The organism is Escherichia sp. F1, assembly GCF_046764225.1.
In the GTDB taxonomy this organism is placed as follows: Bacteria; Pseudomonadota; Gammaproteobacteria; order Enterobacterales; family Enterobacteriaceae; genus Escherichia; species Escherichia coli.
This window is the reverse complement of the sequence record NZ_CP177202.1, coordinates 4,315,375-4,336,033: the sequence shown is the minus strand read 5'-3', so window position 1 is coordinate 4,336,033 and position 20,659 is coordinate 4,315,375. Positions and strand designations below refer to the sequence as shown.

At 51.2% G+C, this 20,659-nt stretch carries 18 protein-coding genes; 13 read left to right on the top strand and 5 right to left on the bottom strand.

What is annotated here, in order from left to right; genetic code table 11:
* The first annotated feature begins 69 nt into the window (after positions 1-69).
* On the top strand, positions 70-450 hold the full coding sequence (locus ACK8NJ_RS20755; protein WP_000084622.1) for a winged helix-turn-helix transcriptional regulator: 381 nt from the start codon (positions 70-72) through the stop codon (positions 448-450).
* A gap of 127 nt (positions 451-577) precedes the next feature.
* Here ACK8NJ_RS20755 and cpdB read toward each other — a convergent pair whose 3' ends face one another.
* Positions 578-2,521, bottom strand: a complete 1,944-nt coding sequence (gene cpdB, locus ACK8NJ_RS20750) for a 2',3'-cyclic-nucleotide 2'-phosphodiesterase (protein ID WP_328139950.1) — start codon at positions 2,519-2,521, stop codon at positions 578-580.
* Between the two features lie 189 nt (positions 2,522-2,710).
* Between cpdB and cysQ the strand changes: the two genes are divergently transcribed.
* Positions 2,711-3,451, top strand: a complete 741-nt coding sequence (cysQ, locus tag ACK8NJ_RS20745) for a 3'(2'),5'-bisphosphate nucleotidase CysQ (protein ID WP_001558438.1) — start codon at positions 2,711-2,713, stop codon at positions 3,449-3,451.
* Positions 3,452-3,662: 211 nt separating this feature from the next.
* On the top strand, positions 3,663-4,574 hold the full coding sequence (gene ytfI / locus ACK8NJ_RS20740) for a protein YtfI (protein ID WP_042097343.1): 912 nt from the start codon (positions 3,663-3,665) through the stop codon (positions 4,572-4,574).
* 89 nt (positions 4,575-4,663) lie between these two features.
* Here ytfI and ACK8NJ_RS20735 read toward each other — a convergent pair whose 3' ends face one another.
* Positions 4,664-5,218, bottom strand: a complete 555-nt coding sequence (locus tag ACK8NJ_RS20735; protein WP_000175285.1) for a YtfJ family protein — start codon at positions 5,216-5,218, stop codon at positions 4,664-4,666.
* A gap of 324 nt (positions 5,219-5,542) precedes the next feature.
* Between ACK8NJ_RS20735 and ACK8NJ_RS20730 the strand changes: the two genes are divergently transcribed.
* On the top strand, positions 5,543-5,749 hold the full coding sequence (locus ACK8NJ_RS20730; RefSeq protein WP_000689228.1) for a DUF1107 domain-containing protein: 207 nt from the start codon (positions 5,543-5,545) through the stop codon (positions 5,747-5,749).
* Between the two features lie 61 nt (positions 5,750-5,810).
* Here ACK8NJ_RS20730 and ACK8NJ_RS20725 read toward each other — a convergent pair whose 3' ends face one another.
* A complete protein-coding gene (locus ACK8NJ_RS20725; protein WP_000935042.1) occupies positions 5,811-7,154 on the bottom strand; it encodes a hemolysin family protein in 1,344 nt (447 codons plus the stop codon).
* Between the two features lie 322 nt (positions 7,155-7,476).
* Positions 7,477-8,115: a peptide-methionine (S)-S-oxide reductase MsrA gene (gene msrA, locus ACK8NJ_RS20720; RefSeq protein WP_001295196.1), complete on the bottom strand. Its 639-nt coding sequence runs from the start codon at positions 8,113-8,115 to the stop codon at positions 7,477-7,479.
* 205 nt (positions 8,116-8,320) lie between these two features.
* Between msrA and tamA the strand changes: the two genes are divergently transcribed.
* The 5 genes from tamA to chpB all read left to right on the top strand — a co-directional run bounded on the left by tamA (position 8,321) and on the right by chpB (position 14,981).
* Entirely contained in the window at positions 8,321-10,054 is a 1,734-nt protein-coding gene (gene tamA / locus ACK8NJ_RS20715) for an autotransporter assembly complex protein TamA (protein ID WP_059341526.1), read from the top strand.
* Entirely contained in the window at positions 10,051-13,830 is a 3,780-nt protein-coding gene (gene tamB, locus ACK8NJ_RS20710; protein ID WP_411961909.1) for an autotransporter assembly complex protein TamB, read from the top strand. Before tamA ends, tamB begins: the two co-directional genes overlap by 4 nt.
* A 2-nt stretch (positions 13,831-13,832) precedes the next feature.
* Entirely contained in the window at positions 13,833-14,174 is a 342-nt protein-coding gene (locus ACK8NJ_RS20705) for a gamma-glutamylcyclotransferase family protein (RefSeq protein ID WP_001219160.1), read from the top strand.
* 211 nt (positions 14,175-14,385) lie between these two features.
* Complete coding sequence (chpS, locus tag ACK8NJ_RS20700; RefSeq protein WP_001223213.1) at positions 14,386-14,637, top strand: type II toxin-antitoxin system antitoxin ChpS; 252 nt, start codon at positions 14,386-14,388, stop codon at positions 14,635-14,637.
* Positions 14,631-14,981, top strand: coding sequence for an endoribonuclease toxin ChpB (chpB, locus tag ACK8NJ_RS20695; RefSeq protein WP_000239581.1), 351 nt, complete (start codon positions 14,631-14,633; stop codon positions 14,979-14,981). The genes chpS and chpB overlap by 7 nt, the downstream gene beginning before the upstream one ends.
* Before the next feature lie 203 nt (positions 14,982-15,184).
* Here the strand turns inward: chpB and ppa are convergent, their stop codons facing one another.
* Positions 15,185-15,715, bottom strand: a complete 531-nt coding sequence (ppa, locus tag ACK8NJ_RS20690; RefSeq protein ID WP_000055075.1) for an inorganic diphosphatase — start codon at positions 15,713-15,715, stop codon at positions 15,185-15,187.
* Positions 15,716-16,024: 309 nt separating this feature from the next.
* Between ppa and ytfQ the strand changes: the two genes are divergently transcribed.
* From ytfQ to yjfF, 4 genes are all read left to right on the top strand, one after another.
* A complete protein-coding gene (gene ytfQ / locus ACK8NJ_RS20685; protein ID WP_000265933.1) occupies positions 16,025-16,981 on the top strand; it encodes a galactofuranose ABC transporter substrate-binding protein YtfQ in 957 nt (318 codons plus the stop codon).
* Positions 16,982-17,113: 132 nt separating this feature from the next.
* On the top strand, positions 17,114-18,616 hold the full coding sequence (gene ytfR / locus ACK8NJ_RS20680) for a galactofuranose ABC transporter, ATP-binding protein YtfR (RefSeq protein ID WP_112065700.1): 1,503 nt from the start codon (positions 17,114-17,116) through the stop codon (positions 18,614-18,616).
* A gap of 13 nt (positions 18,617-18,629) precedes the next feature.
* A complete protein-coding gene (gene ytfT / locus ACK8NJ_RS20675; RefSeq protein ID WP_122990219.1) occupies positions 18,630-19,652 on the top strand; it encodes a galactofuranose ABC transporter, ATP-binding protein YtfT in 1,023 nt (340 codons plus the stop codon).
* On the top strand, positions 19,639-20,634 hold the full coding sequence (gene yjfF, locus ACK8NJ_RS20670; RefSeq protein WP_000595982.1) for a galactofuranose ABC transporter, permease protein YjfF: 996 nt from the start codon (positions 19,639-19,641) through the stop codon (positions 20,632-20,634). Before ytfT ends, yjfF begins: the two co-directional genes overlap by 14 nt.
* Positions 20,635-20,659 lie beyond the last annotated feature (25 nt).

Sequence of the window (20,659 nt, the reverse complement as noted above, 5' to 3'; positions counted from 1 at the left end):
GTCTTGTGTTTAAATACGCTAACACCTAAACTTACTTTTAGTAAGTACGTACAAAAAGGTAAGTATGAGATGAGTCAGGTTAGCCTGTCGCAACAACTGAAAGAGGGAAATCTCTTCGCTGAACAGTGTCCGTCGCGCGAGGTTTTGAAACACGTCACCAGCCGTTGGGGGGTGTTGATTCTGGTGGCGCTACGCGAAGGTACTCATCGCTTTAGCGACCTGCGGCGCAAAATCGGCGGGGTGAGTGAAAAGATGCTTGCGCAGTCGTTACAGGCGCTAGAGCAGGATGGTTTTCTTAACCGTATCGCGTATCCGGTGGTGCCGCCGCATGTGGAATATAGCCTCACGCCGCTGGGCGAGCAGGTGAGCGAAAAGGTTGCTGCACTGGCGGACTGGATTGAGTTGAATTTGCCCGAGGTGTTAGCGGTGCGGGATGAACGTGCGGCATAAGTGCCGGATGCGCTGCGCTTATCCGGCCAACGGTGCATGGCTTGTAGGACGGATAAGATGCGCCAGCATCGCATCCGACAAAAGTGCCGGATGCGGTTGATGATTTATAGGCCGAAAAAGAAGTGTATTACTTACTCAAATCCACCTGATAAATCGCAAACCCGATATCATCGGTCGCGACTTTATTCATCGGATACTGCCCTTTCTCTTTAATAAACGCTGCGGCTTTATCTGACGGAGAGGTTTCGAAACGGATATCCAGTTTCTTATCGGCAGCTATCGGTGCTAAACGCCAGTTGTTATCTGCCGCCGGGTGAATTTCCCCCGCACGTTTCGACTCATCAGCAATCCACGCTGCCAGCACCGAGCGGTTCTCATCCGGTGAAGCAAAAGCGATATGGCTGTCGCCCGTACCGGCAAATTTGCCGCCGTAAGCGCGATAGTTATTGGTGGCAACGAGGAACATGGCGTTCGGATCAATCGGCTTGCCATTAAAGGTCAGGTTCTTAATCCTTTCCGCATTGGCATTAATCATCTGGCACTCGCCGTCATAACGGGCGGGCTGGGTAACATCAATCTGATAATTCACACCATCAATCACATCAAAGTTATAGGTGCGGAAACCATCCCAGTTGATGAGTGACTGTGGTTTCGTGCTGTTAGGATCAATCTGGTTAAACTGTCCGGCGGAGCACTCCAGCCACTCTTTCACCTCTTTACCGCTGGCTTTCACCACAATCAGCGTATTGGGATAGAGATAAAGATCGGCGGCATTACGGAAAGTCAGCTGACCTTTTTCCACCTCCACATAGCTTGCCGGGTCATTTTTGCGACCACCAACTTTAAACGGTGCGGCAGCTGAAAGCACCGGCAGTTTTGCCAGATCCGGATCGCCCTGAATGTAATGCTCGACATACGCTTTTTGCGCATTGTTCACCACCTGCACGGTCGGATCGTCCTGCACCAGCGCCAGATAGCTATACATATTGTCGGCGGATTTACCGATTGGCTTGCTGACGAACTGGCGTGTGGCATCGTGATCGGCTTTGAGTGTTTCTACCAGCTTGCTGTCTTCCGCCGCGAGGGATTTTTTATTAGCGATGTCGTAAATCGGTCGTGCTTCCGCTTTCGCCTGCGTCACCTGCCATTTACCGCTGTCATTACTGAGTTGTAAGTCGACCACACCAAGATGATCGCCCCACATGCCCGGCATTACCGCCGGAACACCATTCAGCGTGCCTTTGGCGATATCAGCCCCTTCAATATCAGCAAAATCTTTACCTGGGAAAACGGCGTGAGCATGGCCAAACATAATGGCGTTAACGCCCGGAATTTCACTGAGGTAATAAACTGAGTTTTCCGCCATCACTTTATACGGATCGGCAGACAGACCAGAATGCGCCAGAACGATAACGACATCGGCACCTTTCTCGCGCATTTCAGGCACGTATTTGCGCACGGTTTCGGTAATATCATTCACCGTCACTTTCCCGGATAAATTAGCTTTATCCCAGCCCATGATTTGCGGCGGCACGACGCCAATATAGCCAATCTTCAGCGTCTGTTTTTTTCCGTCTTTATCGACCACTTCGGTGTCTTTAATTAAATACGGTGTAAACATTGGCTGTTTGGTTCTGGCGTCAATGACGTTGGCATTTACATAAGGGAATTTCGCTCCCGCCAGCGCATTTTTCAGGTAATCCAGACCGTAGTTAAACTCGTGGTTGCCAAGCGTGCCGACGGTATAGTCCAGCGTATTTAATGCCTTATAGACCGGGTGAATATCACCTGCTTTTAAACCTTTCGCCGACATGTAATCTGCAAGCGGACTCCCTTGAATCAAATCGCCGTTATCGACCAGTACGCTGTTTTTCACTTCATTGCGGGCATCGTTAATCAGGCTTGCGGTACGTACCAGTCCGAATTTTTCCGTGGCGGTGTCTTTGTAATAATCGAAATCCATCATGTTGCTATGCAGATCAGTGGTTTCCATGATACGCAGATCGACCGTCGCTGCATTCACACTGGCGGCAATCAGCGTGGCCAGGAGCGTTGCGCTAAACTTAATCATCAGGGACATCCTTTTATCATCGGGAATACGAAAGAAAAGGGAGAATAAACGTCTTACTTATAGAACAGTGAAGAATGCCACAATTTTACGCTTTGAAAATGATGACACTATCACAGTTGGCGCATTCATTAACGATAGGGTATAAGTAAAACAATAAGTTAACACCGCTCACAGAGACGAGGTGGAGAAATGTTAGATCAAGTATGCCAGCTTGCACGGAATGCAGGCGATGCCATTATGCAGGTCTACGACGGGACGAAACCGATGGACGTCGTCAGCAAAGCGGACAATTCTCCGGTAACGGCAGCGGATATTGCCGCTCACACCGTTATCATGGACGGTTTACGTACGCTGACACCGGATATTCCGGTCCTTTCTGAAGAAGATCCTCCCGGTTGGGAAGTCCGTCAGCACTGGCAGCGTTACTGGCTGGTAGACCCACTGGATGGTACTAAAGAGTTTATTAAACGTAATGGCGAATTCACCGTTAACATTGCGCTCATTGACCATGGAAAACCGATTTTAGGCGTGGTGTATGCGCCGGTAATGAACGTAATGTACAGCGCGGCAGAAGGCAAAGCGTGGAAAGATGAGTGCGGCGTGCGCAAGCAGATTCAGGTCCGCGATGCGCGCCCGCCATTGGTCGTTATTAGCCGTTCCCATGCAGATGCGGAGCTGAAAGAGTATCTGCAACAGCTTGGCGAACATCAGACCACGTCCATCGGCTCTTCGCTGAAATTCTGCCTGGTGGCGGAAGGACAGGCGCAGCTGTACCCGCGCTTCGGACCAACGAATATTTGGGATACCGCCGCTGGTCATGCTGTGGCTGCAGCTGCCGGAGCGCACGTTCACGACTGGCAGGGTAAACCGCTGGATTACACTCCGCGCGAGTCGTTCCTGAATCCGGGATTCAGAGTGTCTATTTACTAAATTCAGATGGCAGAAACAGTGTATTTCCTGATTCTGCCATCCTGATTTCTCCCAACCTAAAAAGTTATAAATAAAAAGAGATTGTATTTAAAGTGCAAAAATTCAATTGCTAATAAGTTACATTTTAATAATGAGCGTTTTTTGATAGTTTACTTCTATAATGAGATATTTAATGGCGACATAAAATAACCAAATAAAATAAGGTAGCCATATGTTACCCAGGATCAGACACAATAATTTTATTGGTGCGGTGGAGTTATTCGTAAAATCATCGCATACAAAAAAACATTCAAACAATTTTTTTAACAATATCCAGCATGCATTTAATAAAAAAGATTGGATTTCAAATTATGATAGCCTGTTAACTTTGAGGGAGTTCTTTCGTTGCGCAACTCAGATTGATAAAAATAGTTATCAGGTACTTTCATCAAAAAATGAAACTGTTAACGCCATGGATAAGTTTCTTATCAGTTTCAGCCTTAAAGATAACGGTGCCGAATATACAATGACATTGCGAGGCAGTGGATTTGAATACGAAGAAATCCCCATAACAATAAATGAGTATAACTCATTCATGGATTTCAAAAACCGTGAATTTCCGTTAGAACAAAACAGACGATTGTATGCCTGGGATATTTTGCAGAAAAAACAGTCTGACATACCGGAAAGGATTAAAGGTTATATTCGCCAGGCGTTTGGTGACGTGTCTTTAGGTTATGCTGTATTGGATGATATAGTAAGTAAATTAAAACGGGGTAAATTTGACCTCCAAATTCCAGGAGGTGGAATTAAAGAATGCGATGGATGGTATATTTACGAAAAAATAATTGATGATAATTTTGCCATAGTCATAGAATCTTTGGGCTTTGCGCTTAAAATCTATGGAGGGGATGAACGTTTTCGTAATGGTTCCTCTGTTGTTTTGGAGGATGAAGATTACTCTCTTATTTATAATTTTCTGGTTAATGCAGGTTGCCAACAAGTCGAATTAGCCGAACAAGTGGATGCGATAGTAAGTGCGAATCTGGCCGCAGATAGTGATATTACCGAAGAAAAGATTTGCGAGAAATATAAATCGACCATTGAGGCGTTTAAAAAAAAGCAACTAGCGTTACCAGTATGAGTTCGGCGTAAGAACTCAGAGGCTTAATTCCCCTATCCCATAGATAACGATAGGGGAAAATTATTTTTGCAGAATTTATGTTATTGCCATTATTTGAGCAACTTTTGCAGCAGGCCCATCACTTGCTGTACCTCTTCCGGTGTGAGCGCCCCGTCTTTGGCCCATTGCACGCGACCGTCTTTATCCAGCACCACTACAGCGGAACTTTCTTCATCCAGCTGCCAGGCACCGCGCGCGACGCCATTGCTATCGACAATAAACTGCGACCAGGGATAAAGCTTTTTATTACTCTCCAGACTGCTGCGCACAAACATCCCTGAACCCGGAATTGCGTCGTCGGTGTTAACAATGGTGGTGGTCTGGTAACGATCGTGCGGTAACTTTGCTGATTTAATCGCTTCAATCAGCGTCGCGTTTTTCTCTTTTGCAGAGGTGCGACCAGCAATATGTTGCAGTACTCGCACTTTTCCCACTAACTGCGCGCTGTTCCAGGTTTTGTAGCTAAACTGATCTTTATCAAGCACCAACTCGCCCCGATCGGTAATGCCAATCGGCGGCACTCGCTGACCGGTTTCGAACTGATGTGCGGAAGCCATCATCGGCAACAGCAGGCAGGTGAGTGCCAGAATCTTGCGTAGGGTCATGGTGTTTCCTTCTTATGATATGCAGGTGATCCGACCACTTGGGTCTGAGTTTTAATCATATGTGCTATTTATCGAATTTCCCGCAAGTGTGATGCCAGTTTGCGGTCAAGCGCACAAATCATATGAAAAATGAATGCTTATACTGAAGACCGCGCTTCGGTAAAAAGATAATTCTGAATAATTGTAACCTTTAGGTAAAAAAAGTTATACGCGGTGGAAACATTGCCCGGATAGTCTATAGTCACTAAGCATTAAAATTTGCGCCTCATAATAGTTGGGCCGATTGTGGCACCGCACAGGCGTAATACTCAGCAGGAGATAACAATGAAAATTTTCCAACGGTACAACCCACTTCAGGTGGCGAAGTACGTAAAGATCCTGTTCCGTGGACGGTTATACATCAAGGACGTTGGCGCTTTTGAATTTGATAAGGGTAAGATTCTTATCCCAAAAGTGAAGGATAAGCTGCATTTGTCAGTGATGTCCGAAGTTAACCGTCAGGTTATGCGTCTGCAAACAGAGATGGCTTAACCAAAGTGCTATGAAGTAATAAGACGGCTCCTGATTCAGGAGCCGTTGATGTTTCTGGGGGTTACGCGACGCTTTCTTCTTTATCTTTAGCGTCAGGCAATTTTGGCGAAAGGGCGGTGGCCTTGCTGTCGATCCGGGTCACCAGCAGCTGGTCGATGCGGTAGTTATCGATATCCACCACTTCAAATTTGTAGCCGGCGAATTTCACCGAATCGGTGCGTTTCGGGATCTTACGCAGCATAAACATCATAAAGCCGCCGATGGTTTCGTAGTTGCCCGACTGCGGGAACTCGTCAATATCCAGCACGCGCATGACGTCGTCAATCGGAGTGCCGCCGTCAATCAGCCATGAGTTCTCATCACGGGCGACAATCTGCTCTTCCAGCCCCTGACCGACCAGATCGCCCATCAGCGTGGTCATCACGTCGTTGAGGGTGATGATTCCCACCACCAGCGCGTACTCGTTCATGATCACCGCGAAGTCTTCACCTGCGGTTTTAAAACTTTCCAACGCCTCTGAAAGGGTTAACGTATCCGGCACAATCAGCGTGTTGCGAATTTGTACGCCGCTGTTCAGTGCCAGGCTTTGGTTAGCCAGCACGCGGTTCAGCAGGTCTTTAGAATCGACATAGCCGATGATGTGGTCAATATCTTCATTACAGACGAGGAACTTAGAGTGCGGATGTTCCGCCACCTTATTCTTCAGACTTTGCTCATCTTCGTGGAGATCAAACCAAATCACGTTTTCACGCGGTGTCATTGACGACGGAACGGTACGGGATTCCAGCTCAAAGACGTTTTCAATCAGCTCGTGTTCCTGTTTACGTAACACGCCCGCCAGCGCACCGGCTTCCACTACCGCGTAGATGTCATCAGAAGTGATGTCATCTTTACGTACCATTGGCAGTTTGAAAATACGGAAGATCATGTTCGCCAGGCCGTTGAAGAACCACACCAGCGGGGTGCAAACGTACAGGCAGAAGCGCATCGGGTTGATGATACGCAAAGCCACTGCTTCTGGCGCAATCATACCGATGCGTTTCGGGGTTAAATCCGCAAACAGGATAAACATGCCAGTCACTAACGAGAAAGAGAGAATAAAGCTCAGTTGCTCAGAGAGTTCTGCCGACATATAGCGGGAGAACAGGCTGTGAAAAGCTGGAGAAAATGCCGCATCACCGACGATACCGCCGAGAATCGCCACTGCGTTCAGACCGATTTGGACCACGGTAAAGAACATGCCGGGATTTTCCTGCATATTCAGAACGCGTTGGGCATTTATATTGCCTTCATCAGCCAGCAGTTTAAGTTTGATTTTGCGTGAGGCGGCAAGCGAGATCTCGGACATCGAGAAGAACGCACTTACAGCGATCAAGCAGAGTATGACTAAAATACTGTTTAACATATCTTATCCGACCTTTCAGGCCAGATCCTCGGAAGGGGAAGTTGATTAATTTGTGTGAAATACACATTGAAAGCCGATTCGAAGAAAGTGAACCGGCATTTTCAGTGGCTAGTATAGCGTAAGGTACTGTAAAGCCGCCAGAGGGTTAAAATTCAGACTGCTGATAAATGCAAAACTGCCTGATGCGCTATGCCGATCAGGCCTACGCAGTCCCCACAATATATTGATTTTGGACGATTTTGTAGGCCTGGCAAGGCGTTTACGCCGCATCCGGCATAGACAAATAGCACTTTATCAACAATCTACATTTGTACCCGTAACGCTATGCTTCCGGCGGCAGACAGACGCCAATTCCGCCAATTCCACAGTAACCATACGGGTTTTTATGCAGATATTGCTGGTGGTCATCTTCGGCATAATAAAACGGTGTGGCGTTCGCGATTTCCGTGGTGATGTGACGATCGTCATCGGCGGCAAGCATCGCCGCCTGAAAACGTTCCAGACTGGCGCGAGCTGCGGCATCCTGTTCTGGGGTCAGCGGATAAATCGCTGAACGATACTGCGTGCCGTGGTCATTGCCCTGACGCATTCCCTGGGCGGGATCGTGATTCTCCCAAAATACTTGTAGCAACTGTTCATAGCTGATGACGGAAGGATCGTAAACAATGCGTACCGCTTCGGCATGACCCGTATCACCGGAGCACACTTCCCGATAAGTCGGATTTGGCGTATAGCCGCCGGTATAGCCTGCGGCGGTGCTGTAAACGCCGGGTAACTGCCAGAACAGACGCTCCACACCCCAGAAACAACCCATCGCAAAAATGGCAATCTCCATTCCGTCAGGTACATTGGTCATTGAGTGACCGTTGACCGCATGCAGTGTGGCTACGGGCATCGGGGTGTTACGTCCAGGCAGGGCATCGGCGGGGGAAACCAGATGCTTTTTATCAAATAAACTCATGGTGTCGCTCTCCCGAAAATCGGTCATTGGGGTTAAGGTTGTAACAAGAGGCGTATTTGCACACAATAACCGCCGTGAATAGGTCTAAAGTAAAACATAAGAAATATTTGGGGTTTAGTCTGCTTTTTAATCCATATTACTGGATTTTTGTTAAGCCGTTTAACGGCGTTCCAGGGGCAGGAAAAAAGGATATTCAGGAGAAAATGTGCGCTATATCCGACAGTTATGCTGTGTAAGCTTACTCTGCTTAAGCGGAGCTGCCGTCGCCGCGAACGTCCGTCTACAGGTCGAGGGGTTATCGGGACAGCTGGAAAAGAACGTTCGTGCGCAGCTTTCTACGATTGAAAGTGATGAAGTGACGCCAGACCGTCGCTTTCGCGCACGCGTCGATGATGCCATCCGCGAAGGTCTGAAAGCGCTGGGTTATTACCAGCCGACCATTGAATTTGATCTCCGTCCACCGCCAAAGAAAGGGCGGCAGGTATTGATCGCCAAAGTCACGCCAGGCGTGCCGGTGTTAATTGGCGGCACCGATGTGGTATTGCGCGGCGGCGCGCGGACCGATAAAGACTATTTGAAATTGCTCGATACTCGCCCGGCTATTGGTACGGTACTGAACCAGGGCGATTATGAAAATTTCAAAAAGTCCTTAACCAGCATTGCGTTGCGTAAAGGTTATTTCGATAGCGAATTTACCAAAGCGCAGCTGGGCATTGCGCTCGGCCTGCATAAAGCCTTCTGGGATATTGATTATAACAGTGGCGAACGTTACCGCTTTGGGCATGTGACCTTTGAAGGATCACAAATCCGCGATGAATACCTGCAAAATCTGGTGCCGTTTAAAGAGGGCGATGAGTACGAATCGAAAGATCTGGCAGAACTGAACCGTCGACTTTCTGCTACCGGCTGGTTTAACTCGGTGGTGGTGGCTCCACAATTTGATAAAGCGCGCGAAACGAAAGTATTACCATTGACGGGCGTGGTTTCGCCGCGAACAGAAAACACCATCGAAACCGGCGTCGGTTACTCTACGGACGTGGGACCGCGCGTGAAAGCGACGTGGAAAAAGCCGTGGATGAACTCTTACGGTCACAGTTTGACCACCAGTACCAGTATTTCCGCGCCGGAACAGATCCTCGACTTCAGCTATAAAATGCCGCTGCTGAAGAATCCGCTGGAACAATATTATTTGGTGCAGGGCGGTTTTAAGCGCACTGACCTGAACGATACCGAGTCTGACTCCACTACGCTGGTGGCTTCTCGCTACTGGGATCTTTCCAGCGGCTGGCAGCGTGCCATTAACCTGCGCTGGAGTCTCGACCACTTTACCCAGGGTGAAATTACCAACACCACGATGCTGTTTTATCCTGGGGTGATGATTAGCCGCACGCGTTCTCGTGGTGGCCTGATGCCAACCTGGGGCGACTCGCAACGCTACTCTATCGACTACTCCAACACGGCCTGGGGCTCAGATGTCGATTTCTCCGTTTTCCAGGCGCAGAACGTCTGGATCCGCACACTGTACGATCGCCATCGTTTTGTTACACGCGGCACGCTGGGCTGGATTGAAACCGGTGATTTCGACAAAGTACCGCCGGATCTGCGTTTCTTCGCCGGGGGCGATCGCAGTATTCGCGGCTACAAATACAAATCAATCGCTCCGAAATACGCCAACGGTGACCTGAAAGGGGCCTCGAAGTTGATAACCGGATCGCTGGAGTACCAGTACAACGTGACCGGAAAATGGTGGGGCGCGGTGTTTGTCGATAGCGGCGAAGCGGTAAGCGATATTCGCCGCAGCGACTTTAAAACCGGTACCGGGGTCGGCGTGCGCTGGGAATCGCCGGTCGGGCCAATCAAACTCGATTTTGCCGTACCGGTCGCGGATAAAGACGAACACGGGTTACAGTTTTACATCGGTCTGGGGCCAGAATTATGAGTTTATGGAAAAAAATCAGCCTCGGCGTGGTTATCGTTATCTTACTGTTGCTGGGATCGGTGGCGTTTCTGGTGGGCACCACCAGCGGCCTGCATCTGGTATTTAAAGCGGCGGATCGCTGGGTGCCAGGACTGGATATTGGCAAAGTCACCGGCGGCTGGCGCGATCTTACCTTGTCTGACGTTCGTTATGAGCAGCCAGGCGTGGCGGTAAAAGCGGGCAATCTGCATCTGGCGGTCGGGCTTGAGTGCCTGTGGAACAGTAGCGTTTGTATTAATGACCTGGCGCTGAAAGACATTCAGGTCAACATCGACAGTAAAAAAATGCCTCCTTCTGAACAGGTTGAAGAAGAGGAAGATAGCGGCCCGCTGGATCTCTCTACGCCGTATCCCATCACCCTGACACGAGTGGCGCTGGATAACGTCAACATCAAGATTGATGACACCACGGTATCGGTGATGGACTTCACCTCCGGCCTGAACTGGCAGGAGAAAACCCTGACCCTGAAACCGACGTCGCTGAAAGGCCTGTTGATTGCTTTGCCGAAAGTAGCGGAAGTGGCGCAGGAAGAAGTGGTCGAACCGAAGATTGAAAATCCGCAGCCGGAGGAAAAGCCGCTCGGCGAAACGCTGAAAGATCTCTTTTCTCGCCCGGTATTGCCGGAAATGACCGACGTGCATTTGCCGCTTAACCTGAACATTGAAGAGTTTAAGGGCGAGCAGCTGCGCGTGACGGGCGACACAGACATCACCGTGCGCACCATGCTGCTGAAAGTGAGCAGTATCGACGGCAATACCAAACTGGACGCGCTGGATATCGACTCCAACCAGGGGATTGTCAACGCCAGCGGCACGGCGCAGCTATCAGACAACTGGCCGGTGGATATCACCCTCAACAGCACACTGAACGTGGAGCCGTTGAAAGGTGAAAAGGTGAAGCTGAAAGTGGGCGGCGCGCTGCGCGAACAGCTGGAGATAGGCGTTAACCTTTCTGGTCCGGTGGATATGGATTTACGCGCCCAGACGCGACTGGCGGAAGCCGGATTGCCGCTCAACGTGGAAGTGAACAGCAAACAGCTTTACTGGCCGTTCACTGGAGAGAAGCAGTATCAGGCGGATGATCTGAAACTGAAACTTACCGGCAAAATGACCGATTACACGCTCTCTATGCGCACGGCAGTGAAGGGACAGGAGATCCCGCCAGCCACCATTACCCTTGATGCCAAAGGTAATGAACAGCAGGTCAATCTCGACAAACTCACCGTCGCGGCGCTGGAAGGGAAAACTGAACTCAAAGCGTTGCTCGACTGGCAGCAGGCCATTAGTTGGCGCGGTGAGCTAACGCTTAACGGCATTAACACCGCCAAAGAGTTCCCGGAGTGGCCGTCGAAACTCAATGGCTTGATTAAAACCCGCGGTAGCCTGTACGGCGGCACCTGGCAGATGGAGGTGCCAGAACTGAAGCTGACCGGTAACGTCAAACAGAACAAAGTGAACGTTGACGGCACGCTGAAAGGCAACAGTTATATGCAGTGGAAGATCCCAGGGCTGCATCTGGAACTGGGGCCAAACAGTGCCGAAGTGAAAGGCGAGCTGGGGGTAAAAGATCTCAATCTTGATGCCACCATCAACGCGCCGGGGCTGGATAACGCGCTGCCGGGGCTTGGCGGTACAGCGAAAGGGCTGGTGAAAGTACGCGGCACGGTGGAAGCGCCACAACTACTGGCAGATATCACCGCGCGCGGCCTGCGCTGGCAGGAACTTTCCGTGGCGCAGGTTCGTGTGGAAGGCGATATCAAATCCACCGACCAGATTGCGGGTAAACTTGACGTACGCGTTGAGCAAATCTCGCAGCCGGATGTAAATATCAACCTCGTCACTCTGAATGCCAAAGGCAGCGAAAAACAGCACGAGTTACAGTTGCGGATTCAGGGCGAACCGGTTTCCGGGCAGCTTAATCTGGCAGGAAGTTTTGATCGCAAAGAAGAACGCTGGAAGGGAACTCTTAGCAATACCCGCTTCCAGACGCCGGTCGGCCCGTGGTCGCTGACCCGCGATATTGCGCTGGATTATCGCAACAAGGAGCAAAAAATCAGCATCGGGCCACACTGCTGGCTTAACCCGAATGCGGAACTGTGCGTGCCGCAAACTATCGATGCGGGGGCCGAAGGGCGTGCGGTGGTGAATCTCAACCGCTTCGACCTGGCGATGCTGAAACCGTTTATGCCAGAAACCACTCAGGCCAGCGGTATCTTCACGGGTAAAGCGGATGTCGCCTGGGACACCACGAAAGAGGGGCTGCCGCAGGGCAGTATCACCCTTTCGGGGCGTAACGTGCAGGTAACGCAAACCGTCAACGATGCGGCGCTGCCCGTGGCGTTTCAGACGCTGAATCTGACGGCGGAATTGCGTAACAACCGTGCCGAATTGGGCTGGACCATCCGCCTGACCAATAACGGCCAGTTTGATGGACAGGTGCAGGTGACCGATCCGCAAGGCCGCCGTAATCTTGGTGGCAACGTCAATATCCGTAACTTCAACCTTGCGATGATAAACCCCATCTTTACCCGTGGGGAAAAAGCTGCGGGGATGGTGAGTGCCAACTTACGTCTGGGTGGTGATGTGCAAAGCCCGCAGTTGTTTGGGCAGCTACAGGTTACGGGTGTGGATATCGACGGCAACTTTATGCCGTTTGATATGCAGCCGAGCCAGCTTGCGGTCAACTTTAACGGTATGCGCTCGACGCTTGCCGGTACAGTACGGACCCAGCAGGGTGAGATCTACCTGAACGGCGACGCCGACTGGAGCCAGATTGAAAACTGGCGGGCGCGGGTAACAGCGAAGGGCAGTAAAGTGCGTATCACCGTGCCGCCGATGGTACGAATGGATGTATCACCAGATGTTGTATTTGAGGCTACACCAAACCTGTTTACCCTTGATGGTCGCGTGGATGTCCCGTGGGCGCGCATCGTGGTGCACGATCTGCCGGAAAGCGCGGTGGGCGTCTCCAGCGATGTGGTGATGCTTAACGATAACCTGCAACCGGAAGAGGCAAAAACGGCGTCGATTCCGATTAACAGCAACCTGATTGTCCACGTCGGCAACAATGTGCGCATTGACGCCTTTGGCCTGAAAGCGCGGCTGACGGGCGATCTCAACGTCGTTCAGGACAAACAAGGGCTGGGCCTGAACGGGCAGATCAACATCCCTGAAGGGCGCTTCCATGCCTATGGTCAGGATCTGATTGTGCGTAAGGGTGAGTTACTGTTCTCTGGTCCGCCGGATCAACCGTATCTTAATATCGAAGCTATTCGTAACCCGGATGCTACAGAAGACGACGTAATCGCCGGAGTTCGCGTCACTGGTCTGGCGGACGAACCGAAAGCGGAGATCTTCTCTGACCCGGCCATGTCGCAACAGGCTGCCTTGTCTTATTTGCTACGTGGACAAGGGCTGGAGAGCGATCAGAGCGACAGTGCGGCGATGACCTCAATGCTGATTGGTCTGGGGGTTGCACAAAGTGGTCAGATTGTGGGTAAAATCGGCGAGACGTTTGGCGTAAGCAATTTAGCGCTCGACACCCAGGGAGTAGGCGACTCCTCCCAGGTGGTGGTCAGCGGCTATGTATTGCCAGGTCTGCAAGTGAAATACGGCGTGGGTATATTTGACTCTATAGCAACACTCACGTTACGTTATCGCCTGATGCCTAAGCTATATCTGGAAGCCGTGTCTGGTGTAGACCAGGCACTGGATTTGCTCTATCAGTTCGAGTTTTAGCAATGCGAATATTTGTCTACGGCAGTTTACGCCACAAACAAGGCAACAGTCACTGGATGACCAATGCCCAGTTACTGGGCGATTTCAGTATCGATAACTACCAGTTGTATAGCCTGGGCCACTATCCAGGCGCAGTTCCGGGGAACGGAACAGTACACGGTGAAGTTTATCGTATTGACAACGCCACGCTGGCCGAACTTGATGCCTTGCGCACCAGGGGCGGTGAATACGCGCGCCAGTTGATTCAGACGCCGTACGGGAGTGCATGGATGTACGTTTATCAACGACCCGTCGATGGATTAAAGCTAATTGAAAGCGGCGACTGGTTAGACAGGGATAAGTAACCATACGCATACGCCACCTTCGGGTGGCGTTGTTTTTTGCGAGACGACTCGCATTCTGTTTTGTAATTCCCTCACCTTTTGCTTTTCTCTCCTAGCCGCTTTCCATATCTGTTAACGCATAAAAAACTCTGCTGGCGTTCACAAATGCGCAGGGGTAAAACGTTTCCTGTAGCACCGTGAGTTATACTTTGTATAACTTAAGGAGGTGCAGATGCGTATTACCATAAAAAGATGGGGGAACAGTTCAGGTATGGTCATTCCTAATGTTGTGATGAAAGAACTTAACTTACGGCCGGGGCAGAGCGTGGAGGCGCAAGTGAGCAACAATCAACTGATTCTGACACCCATCTCCAGGCGCTACTCGCTTGATGAACTGCTGGCACAGTGTGACATGAACGCCACGGAACTTAGCGAGCAGGATGTCTGGGGTAAATCCACCCCTGCGGGTGACGAAATATGGTAAAGAAAAGTGAATTTGAACGGGGAGACATTGTGCTGGTTGGCTTTGATCCAGCAAGCGGCCATGAACAGCAAGGTGCTGGTCGACCTGCGCTTGTGCTCTCCGTTCAAGCCTTTAATCAACTGGGAATGACGCTGGTGGCCCCCATTACGCAGGGCGGAAATTTTGCCCGTTATGCCGGATTTAGCGTTCCTTTACATTGCGAAGAAGGTGATGTGCACGGCGTGGTGCTGGTGAATCAGGTGCGGATGATGGATCTACGCGCCCGGCTGGCAAAGCGTATTGGTCTGGCTGCGGGTGAGGTGGTGGAAGAGGCGTTATTACGTTTGCAGGCGGTGGTGGAATAAGGTGTGTTTATTTATCGCGGGCATAAAAAACCCCTACTAACCGAAGCCCGGCGTTCAGGGTTATTACGCTATACTCGTCATACTTCAAGTTGCATGTGCTGCGACTGCGTTCATTCACCCCAGTCACTTACTTCTGTAAGCTCCTGGGGATTCACTCACTTGTCGCCTTCCTGCAAGTTGAATTATTTAGAGTATATAAGAACTTATTTATTCTTTGCGCGCTCGAAGGAGGCAACGATTTCAGCTTTAGCGGCTTCTGCGTTTTCCCAGCCTTCAACTTTCACCCACTTGCCTTTTTCGAGGTCTTTGTAGTGCTCGAAGAAGTGAGCGATCTGTGCTTTCAGCAGTTCAGGCAGATCGTTAACGTCTTTAATGTGATCGTATTCTTTGCTCAGCTTGCTGTGCGGAACCGCAACCAGTTTCGCATCTTCACCGGCTTCGTCGGTCATTTTCAGAACGCCAACCGGACGGCAACGGATCACAGAACCCGGCTGCAGCGGGTACGGAGTCGGGACCAGTACGTCAACCGGGTCACCGTCCAGAGACAGGGTGTGGTTGATGTAACCGTAGTTGCACGGATAGAACATCGCGGTGGACATGAAGCGGTCAACGAACAGTGCGCCGCTCTCTTTGTCGATTTCGTATTTGATCGGATCTGCGTTAGCCGGGATCTCAATAACAACGTAGATGTCTTCCGGCAGATCTTTACCCGCAGGGACGTTGAGTAAGCTCATGTCTGTTTCCTTTAAAAATATGTGGCAAACAAGTGCCGAGTATTATAGCCAACTCGCGCCGAATGTCTTCGCTTGTTTTCTTCTTCATTTTCCTTTTTAGCCAGTTTTAAGGTGGTTTAAAGAGCAGGAAAATCCATAACCGTAGCCGCATTTTTCATAGTGAGATGAAAGCGATTACAAACTTGTGATTAACGTTTTATTTACTTTTTTGAAGTGTGATGTAACGCAATCCGTTACATAACGAATTGTCTATAGTTTTTTCGCGAACATCTTTTCACCAATAATAATTACCCCGACGAGGACAACCCTATGTGGAAACGCTTACTTGTAGTCTCTGCAGTCTCGGCAGCCATGTCGTCTATGGCGTTGGCCGCTCCATTAACCGTTGGATTTTCGCAGGTCGGATCGGAATCCGGCTGGCGCGCCGCAGAAACCAATGTGGCGAAAAGTGAAGCCGAAAAGCGCGGAATTACGTTGAAAATTGCCGATGGTCAGCAAAAGCAGGAAAACCAGATTAAAGCGGTACGTTCCTTCGTCGCGCAAGGGGTGGATGCGATCTTTATCGCTCCAGTGGTAGCGACCGGTTGGGAGCCGGTATTAAAAGAGGCGAAAGATGCCGAAATCCCGGTCTTCTTGCTCGATCGTTCCATCGATGTGAAAGACAAGTCTCTCTATATGACCACCGTCACTGCCGACAACATCCTCGAAGGCAAGTTGATTGGTGACTGGCTGGTAAAAGAAGTGAATGGCAAACCATGCAACGTGGTGGAGCTGCAGGGCACCGTTGGGGCCAGCGTCGCCATTGACCGTAAGAAAGGCTTTGCCGAAGCCATTAAGAATGCGCCAAATATCAAAATTATCCGCTCGCAGTCAGGTGACTTCACCCGCAGCAAAGGCAAAGAAGTGATGGAGAGCTTTATCAAAGCGGAAAACAACGGCAAAAACATCTGCATGGTTTACGCCCATAACGATGACATGGTGATTGGCGCAATTCAGGCAATTAAAGAAGCGGGCCTGAAGCCGGGTAAAGATATCCTCACGGGTTCCATTGATGGCGTACCGGATATCTACAAAGCGATGATTGATGGCGAAGCGAACGCCAGTGTTGAACTGACGCCGAACATGGCAGGTCCTGCTTTCGACGCGCTGGAGAAATACAAAAAAGACGGCACCATGCCTGAAAAGCTGACGCTGACCAAATCCACCCTTTATCTGCCTGATACCGCAAAAGAAGAGTTAGAGAAGAAGAAGAATATGGGGTATTGAGGGGCATCGATGCCTGATGCCGACTTGTGGGCCGCCGGATAAGGCATTCACGCCGCATCCGGCGGTTGTGCGAGATGCCTGATGCGACGCTGTTGTGTCTTATCTGGCGCACGCCTTACAACGGGGGAAACTATGAATACTAACCAACACCAGGAAATCCTCCGCACCGAAGGATTAAGTAAATTTTTCCCCGGCGTCAAAGCGTTAGACAACGTTGATTTCAGCCTGCGCCGTGGTGAAATCATGGCGCTGCTCGGTGAAAACGGGGCGGGAAAATCAACGCTAATCAAAGCATTAACCGGTGTCTACCACGCCGATCGTGGCACCATCTGGCTGGAAGGCCAGACTATCTCACCGAAAAATACCGCCCATGCACAACAACTCGGCATCGGCACCGTCTATCAGGAAGTCAACCTGCTACCCAATATGTCGGTCGCTGATAATCTATTCATAGGTCGCGAACCCAAACGTTTCGGCCTTCTACGCCGTAAAGAGATGGAAAAGCGCGCCACCGAACTGATGGCATCTTACGGTTTCTCCCTCGACGTGCGGGAACCGCTCAACCGCTTTTCAGTCGCGATGCAGCAAATCGTCGCCATTTGCCGGGCTATCGATCTCTCTGCCAAAGTGCTGATCCTCGATGAACCCACCGCCAGCCTCGACACTCAGGAAGTAGAGTTACTGTTTGGCCTGATGCGTCAGTTGCGCGATCGCGGCGTCAGCCTGATCTTTGTCACTCACTTTCTCGATCAGGTCTATCAGGTCAGCGATCGGATCACCGTCTTACGCAACGGCAGTTTCGTAGGCTGTCGGGAAACCCGCGAGCTACCGCAGATCGAACTGGTAAAAATGATGCTGGGGCGCGAGCTGGACACCCACGCGCTACAGCGTGCCGGACGAACATTACTGAGCGACAAACCCGTTGCCGCGTTCAAAAATTACGGCAAAAAAGGAACGATCGCACCGTTTGATCTCGAAGTGCGCCCCGGCGAGATCGTCGGTCTGGCAGGCTTGCTGGGATCAGGACGTACCGAAACCGCCGAAGTGATCTTCGGTATCAAACCTGCTGATAGCGGCACGGCGTTGATCAAAGGCAAAGCGCAAACGCTACGCTCGCCACATCAGGCTTCGGTTCTTGGCATTGGCTTCTGCCCGGAAGACAGGAAAACCGATGGCATTATCGCCGCCGCCTCGGTGCGGGAAAATATCATCCTCGCTCTCCAGGCCCAGCGCGGCTGGCTGCGACCAATTTCCCGCAAAGAGCAGCAAGAGATTGCCGAACGCTTTATCCGCCAGCTTGGCATTCGCACACCTTCCACCGAACAACCGATTGAATTTCTCTCCGGCGGCAATCAGCAAAAAGTGTTGCTTTCACGTTGGCTACTGACCCGACCGCAATTTCTGATCCTCGACGAGCCAACGCGCGGAATTGATGTTGGTGCCCACGCCGAGATCATCCGCCTGATTGAAACGCTGTGCGCCGATGGGCTGGCGCTGCTGGTGATCTCCTCCGAACTGGAAGAGCTGGTGGGCTATGCCGACCGGGTGATTATCATGCGCGATCGCAAACAGGTAGCGGAGATCCCGCTGGCAGAGCTTTCCGTTCCGGCGATCATGAACGCCATTGCGGCGTAAGGAGAACAGTGTGATGCCTCAATCTCTCCCGGACACTACGCCGCCGAAAAGGCGCTTTCGCTGGCCAACAGGAATGCCGCAGCTGGTAGCACTATTGCTGGTGCTGCTGGTCGACAGCCTGGTAGCCCCGCATTTCTGGCAGGTGGTGCTTCAGGATGGGCGTTTGTTCGGTAGCCCTATCGACATTCTTAATCGCGCCGCCCCCGTTGCGCTGTTGGCGATTGGTATGACGCTGGTGATCGCCACTGGTGGGATTGATCTCTCCGTGGGGGCGGTGATGGCTATCGCCGGAGCCACAACGGCTGCGATGACGGTCGCTGGATTCAGCCTGCCGATTGTTTTGTTAAGCTCCCTGGGCACTGGCATCCTGGCGGGATTGTGGAACGGCATACTGGTAGCGATCCTCAAAATTCAGCCGTTTGTTGCCACCCTGATCCTGATGGTCGCCGGGCGCGGCGTGGCGCAACTGATCACCTCCGGACAGATCGTCACGTTTAACTCGCCGGATCTCTCATGGTTTGGCAGCGGATCGCTATTGTTCCTGCCAACGCCGGTCATTATCGCGGTGCTGACGCTTCTCCTGTTCTGGCTGTTGACCCGCAAAACGGCGCTGGGGATGTTTATCGAAGCCGTTGGTATCAACATTCGGGCGGCAAAAAATGCCGGAGTCAACACGCGAATCATCGTCATGCTCACCTACGTGTTGAGCGGGCTGTGTGCGGCGATTGCGGGCATTATCGTGGCGGCGGATATTCGCGGTGCCGATGCCAACAACGCCGGATTATGGCTGGAGCTGGACGCCATTCTCGCGGTGGTGATTGGCGGTGGTTCGCTGATGGGCGGACGTTTTAACCTACTGCTTTCGGTGGTGGGGGCGCTGATTATTCAGGGGATGAACACCGGAATTTTGCTTTCGGGCTTTCCGCCGGAGATGAACCAGGTGGTGAAAGCGGTGGTGGTGCTTTGCGTGCTGATTGTCCAGTCGCAACGCTTTATCAGTCTGATTAAAGGAGTGCGTAGCCGTGATAAAACGTAATTTGCCACTGATGATCACCATCGGCGTCTTTGTGCTGGGTTATTTCTACTGCCTGACCCAGTTTCCCGGTTTTGCTTCCACAAGAGTGATCTGCAATATCCTGACCGATAACGCTTTTCTGGGGATCATCGCTGTTGGCATGACCTTTGTGATCCTCTCCGGTGGGATCGATCTCTCCGTCGGTTCGGTGATCGCCTTTACCGGCGTGTTTCTGGCAAAAGTGATTGGCGATTTCGGCCTCTCGCCGCTGCTGGCGTTTCCACTGGTGCTGGTGATGGGCTGTGCCTTTGGCGCATTTATGGGGCTTTTGATCGACGCCCTGAAGATCCCGGCGTTTATCATTACTCTGGCAGGAATGTTCTTTTTGCGTGGCGTCAGCTATCTCGTTTCGGAAGAGTCGATCCCGATAAATCATCCTGTTTATGACACGCTCTCAAGCCTTGCATGGAAAATCCCTGGCGGCGGTCGTTTAAGTGCGATGGGGCTGCTGATGCTGGCGGTGGTGGTTATCGGCATATTCCTCGCGCATCGTACGCGTTTTGGTAATCAGGTGTACGCCATTGGCGGCAACACAACGTCGGCGAACCTGATGGGGATTTCCACGCGCAGCACCACTATTCGCATTTATATGCTCTCCACCGGACTGGCAACGCTGGCGGGTATTGTCTTCTCGATTTATACCCAGGCCGGATATGCGCTGGCGGGCGTAGGTGTGGAACTGGATGCTATCGCCTCAGTGGTAATTGGCGGTACGCTTTTGAGCGGTGGCGTTGGAACGGTATTAGGGACGCTTTTTGGCGTGGCGATTCAGGGACTGATTCAGACTTACATAAACTTTGATGGCACGCTGAGTTCCTGGTGGACGAAAATCGCCATCGGTATTTTGTTGTTTATTTTTATAGCACTACAGCGTGGATTAACGGTGCTATGGGAGAATCGTCAGAGTTCGCCTGTGACAAGAGTCAACATTGCGCAGCGATAAAAACGCCTCTCCGTGTGGAGAGGCG

What these genes read in the sequence shown, in the direction of transcription:
- ACK8NJ_RS20755 (WP_000084622.1), top strand. Translation starts at nt 70, where the DNA reads ATGAGTCAGGTTAGCCTGTCGCAACAACTGAAAGAGGGAAATCTCTTC.
- cpdB (WP_328139950.1), bottom strand. Translation starts at nt 2,521, where the DNA reads ATGATTAAGTTTAGCGCAACGCTCCTGGCCACGCTGATTGCCGCCAGT.
- cysQ (WP_001558438.1), top strand. Translation starts at nt 2,711, where the DNA reads ATGTTAGATCAAGTATGCCAGCTTGCACGGAATGCAGGCGATGCCATT.
- ytfI (WP_042097343.1), top strand. Translation starts at nt 3,663, where the DNA reads ATGTTACCCAGGATCAGACACAATAATTTTATTGGTGCGGTGGAGTTA.
- ACK8NJ_RS20735 (WP_000175285.1), bottom strand. Translation starts at nt 5,218, where the DNA reads ATGACCCTACGCAAGATTCTGGCACTCACCTGCCTGCTGTTGCCGATG.
- ACK8NJ_RS20730 (WP_000689228.1), top strand. Translation starts at nt 5,543, where the DNA reads ATGAAAATTTTCCAACGGTACAACCCACTTCAGGTGGCGAAGTACGTA.
- ACK8NJ_RS20725 (WP_000935042.1), bottom strand. Translation starts at nt 7,154, where the DNA reads ATGTTAAACAGTATTTTAGTCATACTCTGCTTGATCGCTGTAAGTGCG.
- msrA (WP_001295196.1), bottom strand. Translation starts at nt 8,115, where the DNA reads ATGAGTTTATTTGATAAAAAGCATCTGGTTTCCCCCGCCGATGCCCTG.
- tamB (WP_411961909.1), top strand. Translation starts at nt 10,051, where the DNA reads ATGAGTTTATGGAAAAAAATCAGCCTCGGCGTGGTTATCGTTATCTTA.
- ACK8NJ_RS20705 (WP_001219160.1), top strand. Translation starts at nt 13,833, where the DNA reads ATGCGAATATTTGTCTACGGCAGTTTACGCCACAAACAAGGCAACAGT.
- chpS (WP_001223213.1), top strand. Translation starts at nt 14,386, where the DNA reads ATGCGTATTACCATAAAAAGATGGGGGAACAGTTCAGGTATGGTCATT.
- chpB (WP_000239581.1), top strand. Translation starts at nt 14,631, where the DNA reads ATGGTAAAGAAAAGTGAATTTGAACGGGGAGACATTGTGCTGGTTGGC.
- ppa (WP_000055075.1), bottom strand. Translation starts at nt 15,715, where the DNA reads ATGAGCTTACTCAACGTCCCTGCGGGTAAAGATCTGCCGGAAGACATC.
- ytfQ (WP_000265933.1), top strand. Translation starts at nt 16,025, where the DNA reads ATGTGGAAACGCTTACTTGTAGTCTCTGCAGTCTCGGCAGCCATGTCG.
- ytfR (WP_112065700.1), top strand. Translation starts at nt 17,114, where the DNA reads ATGAATACTAACCAACACCAGGAAATCCTCCGCACCGAAGGATTAAGT.
- ytfT (WP_122990219.1), top strand. Translation starts at nt 18,630, where the DNA reads ATGCCTCAATCTCTCCCGGACACTACGCCGCCGAAAAGGCGCTTTCGC.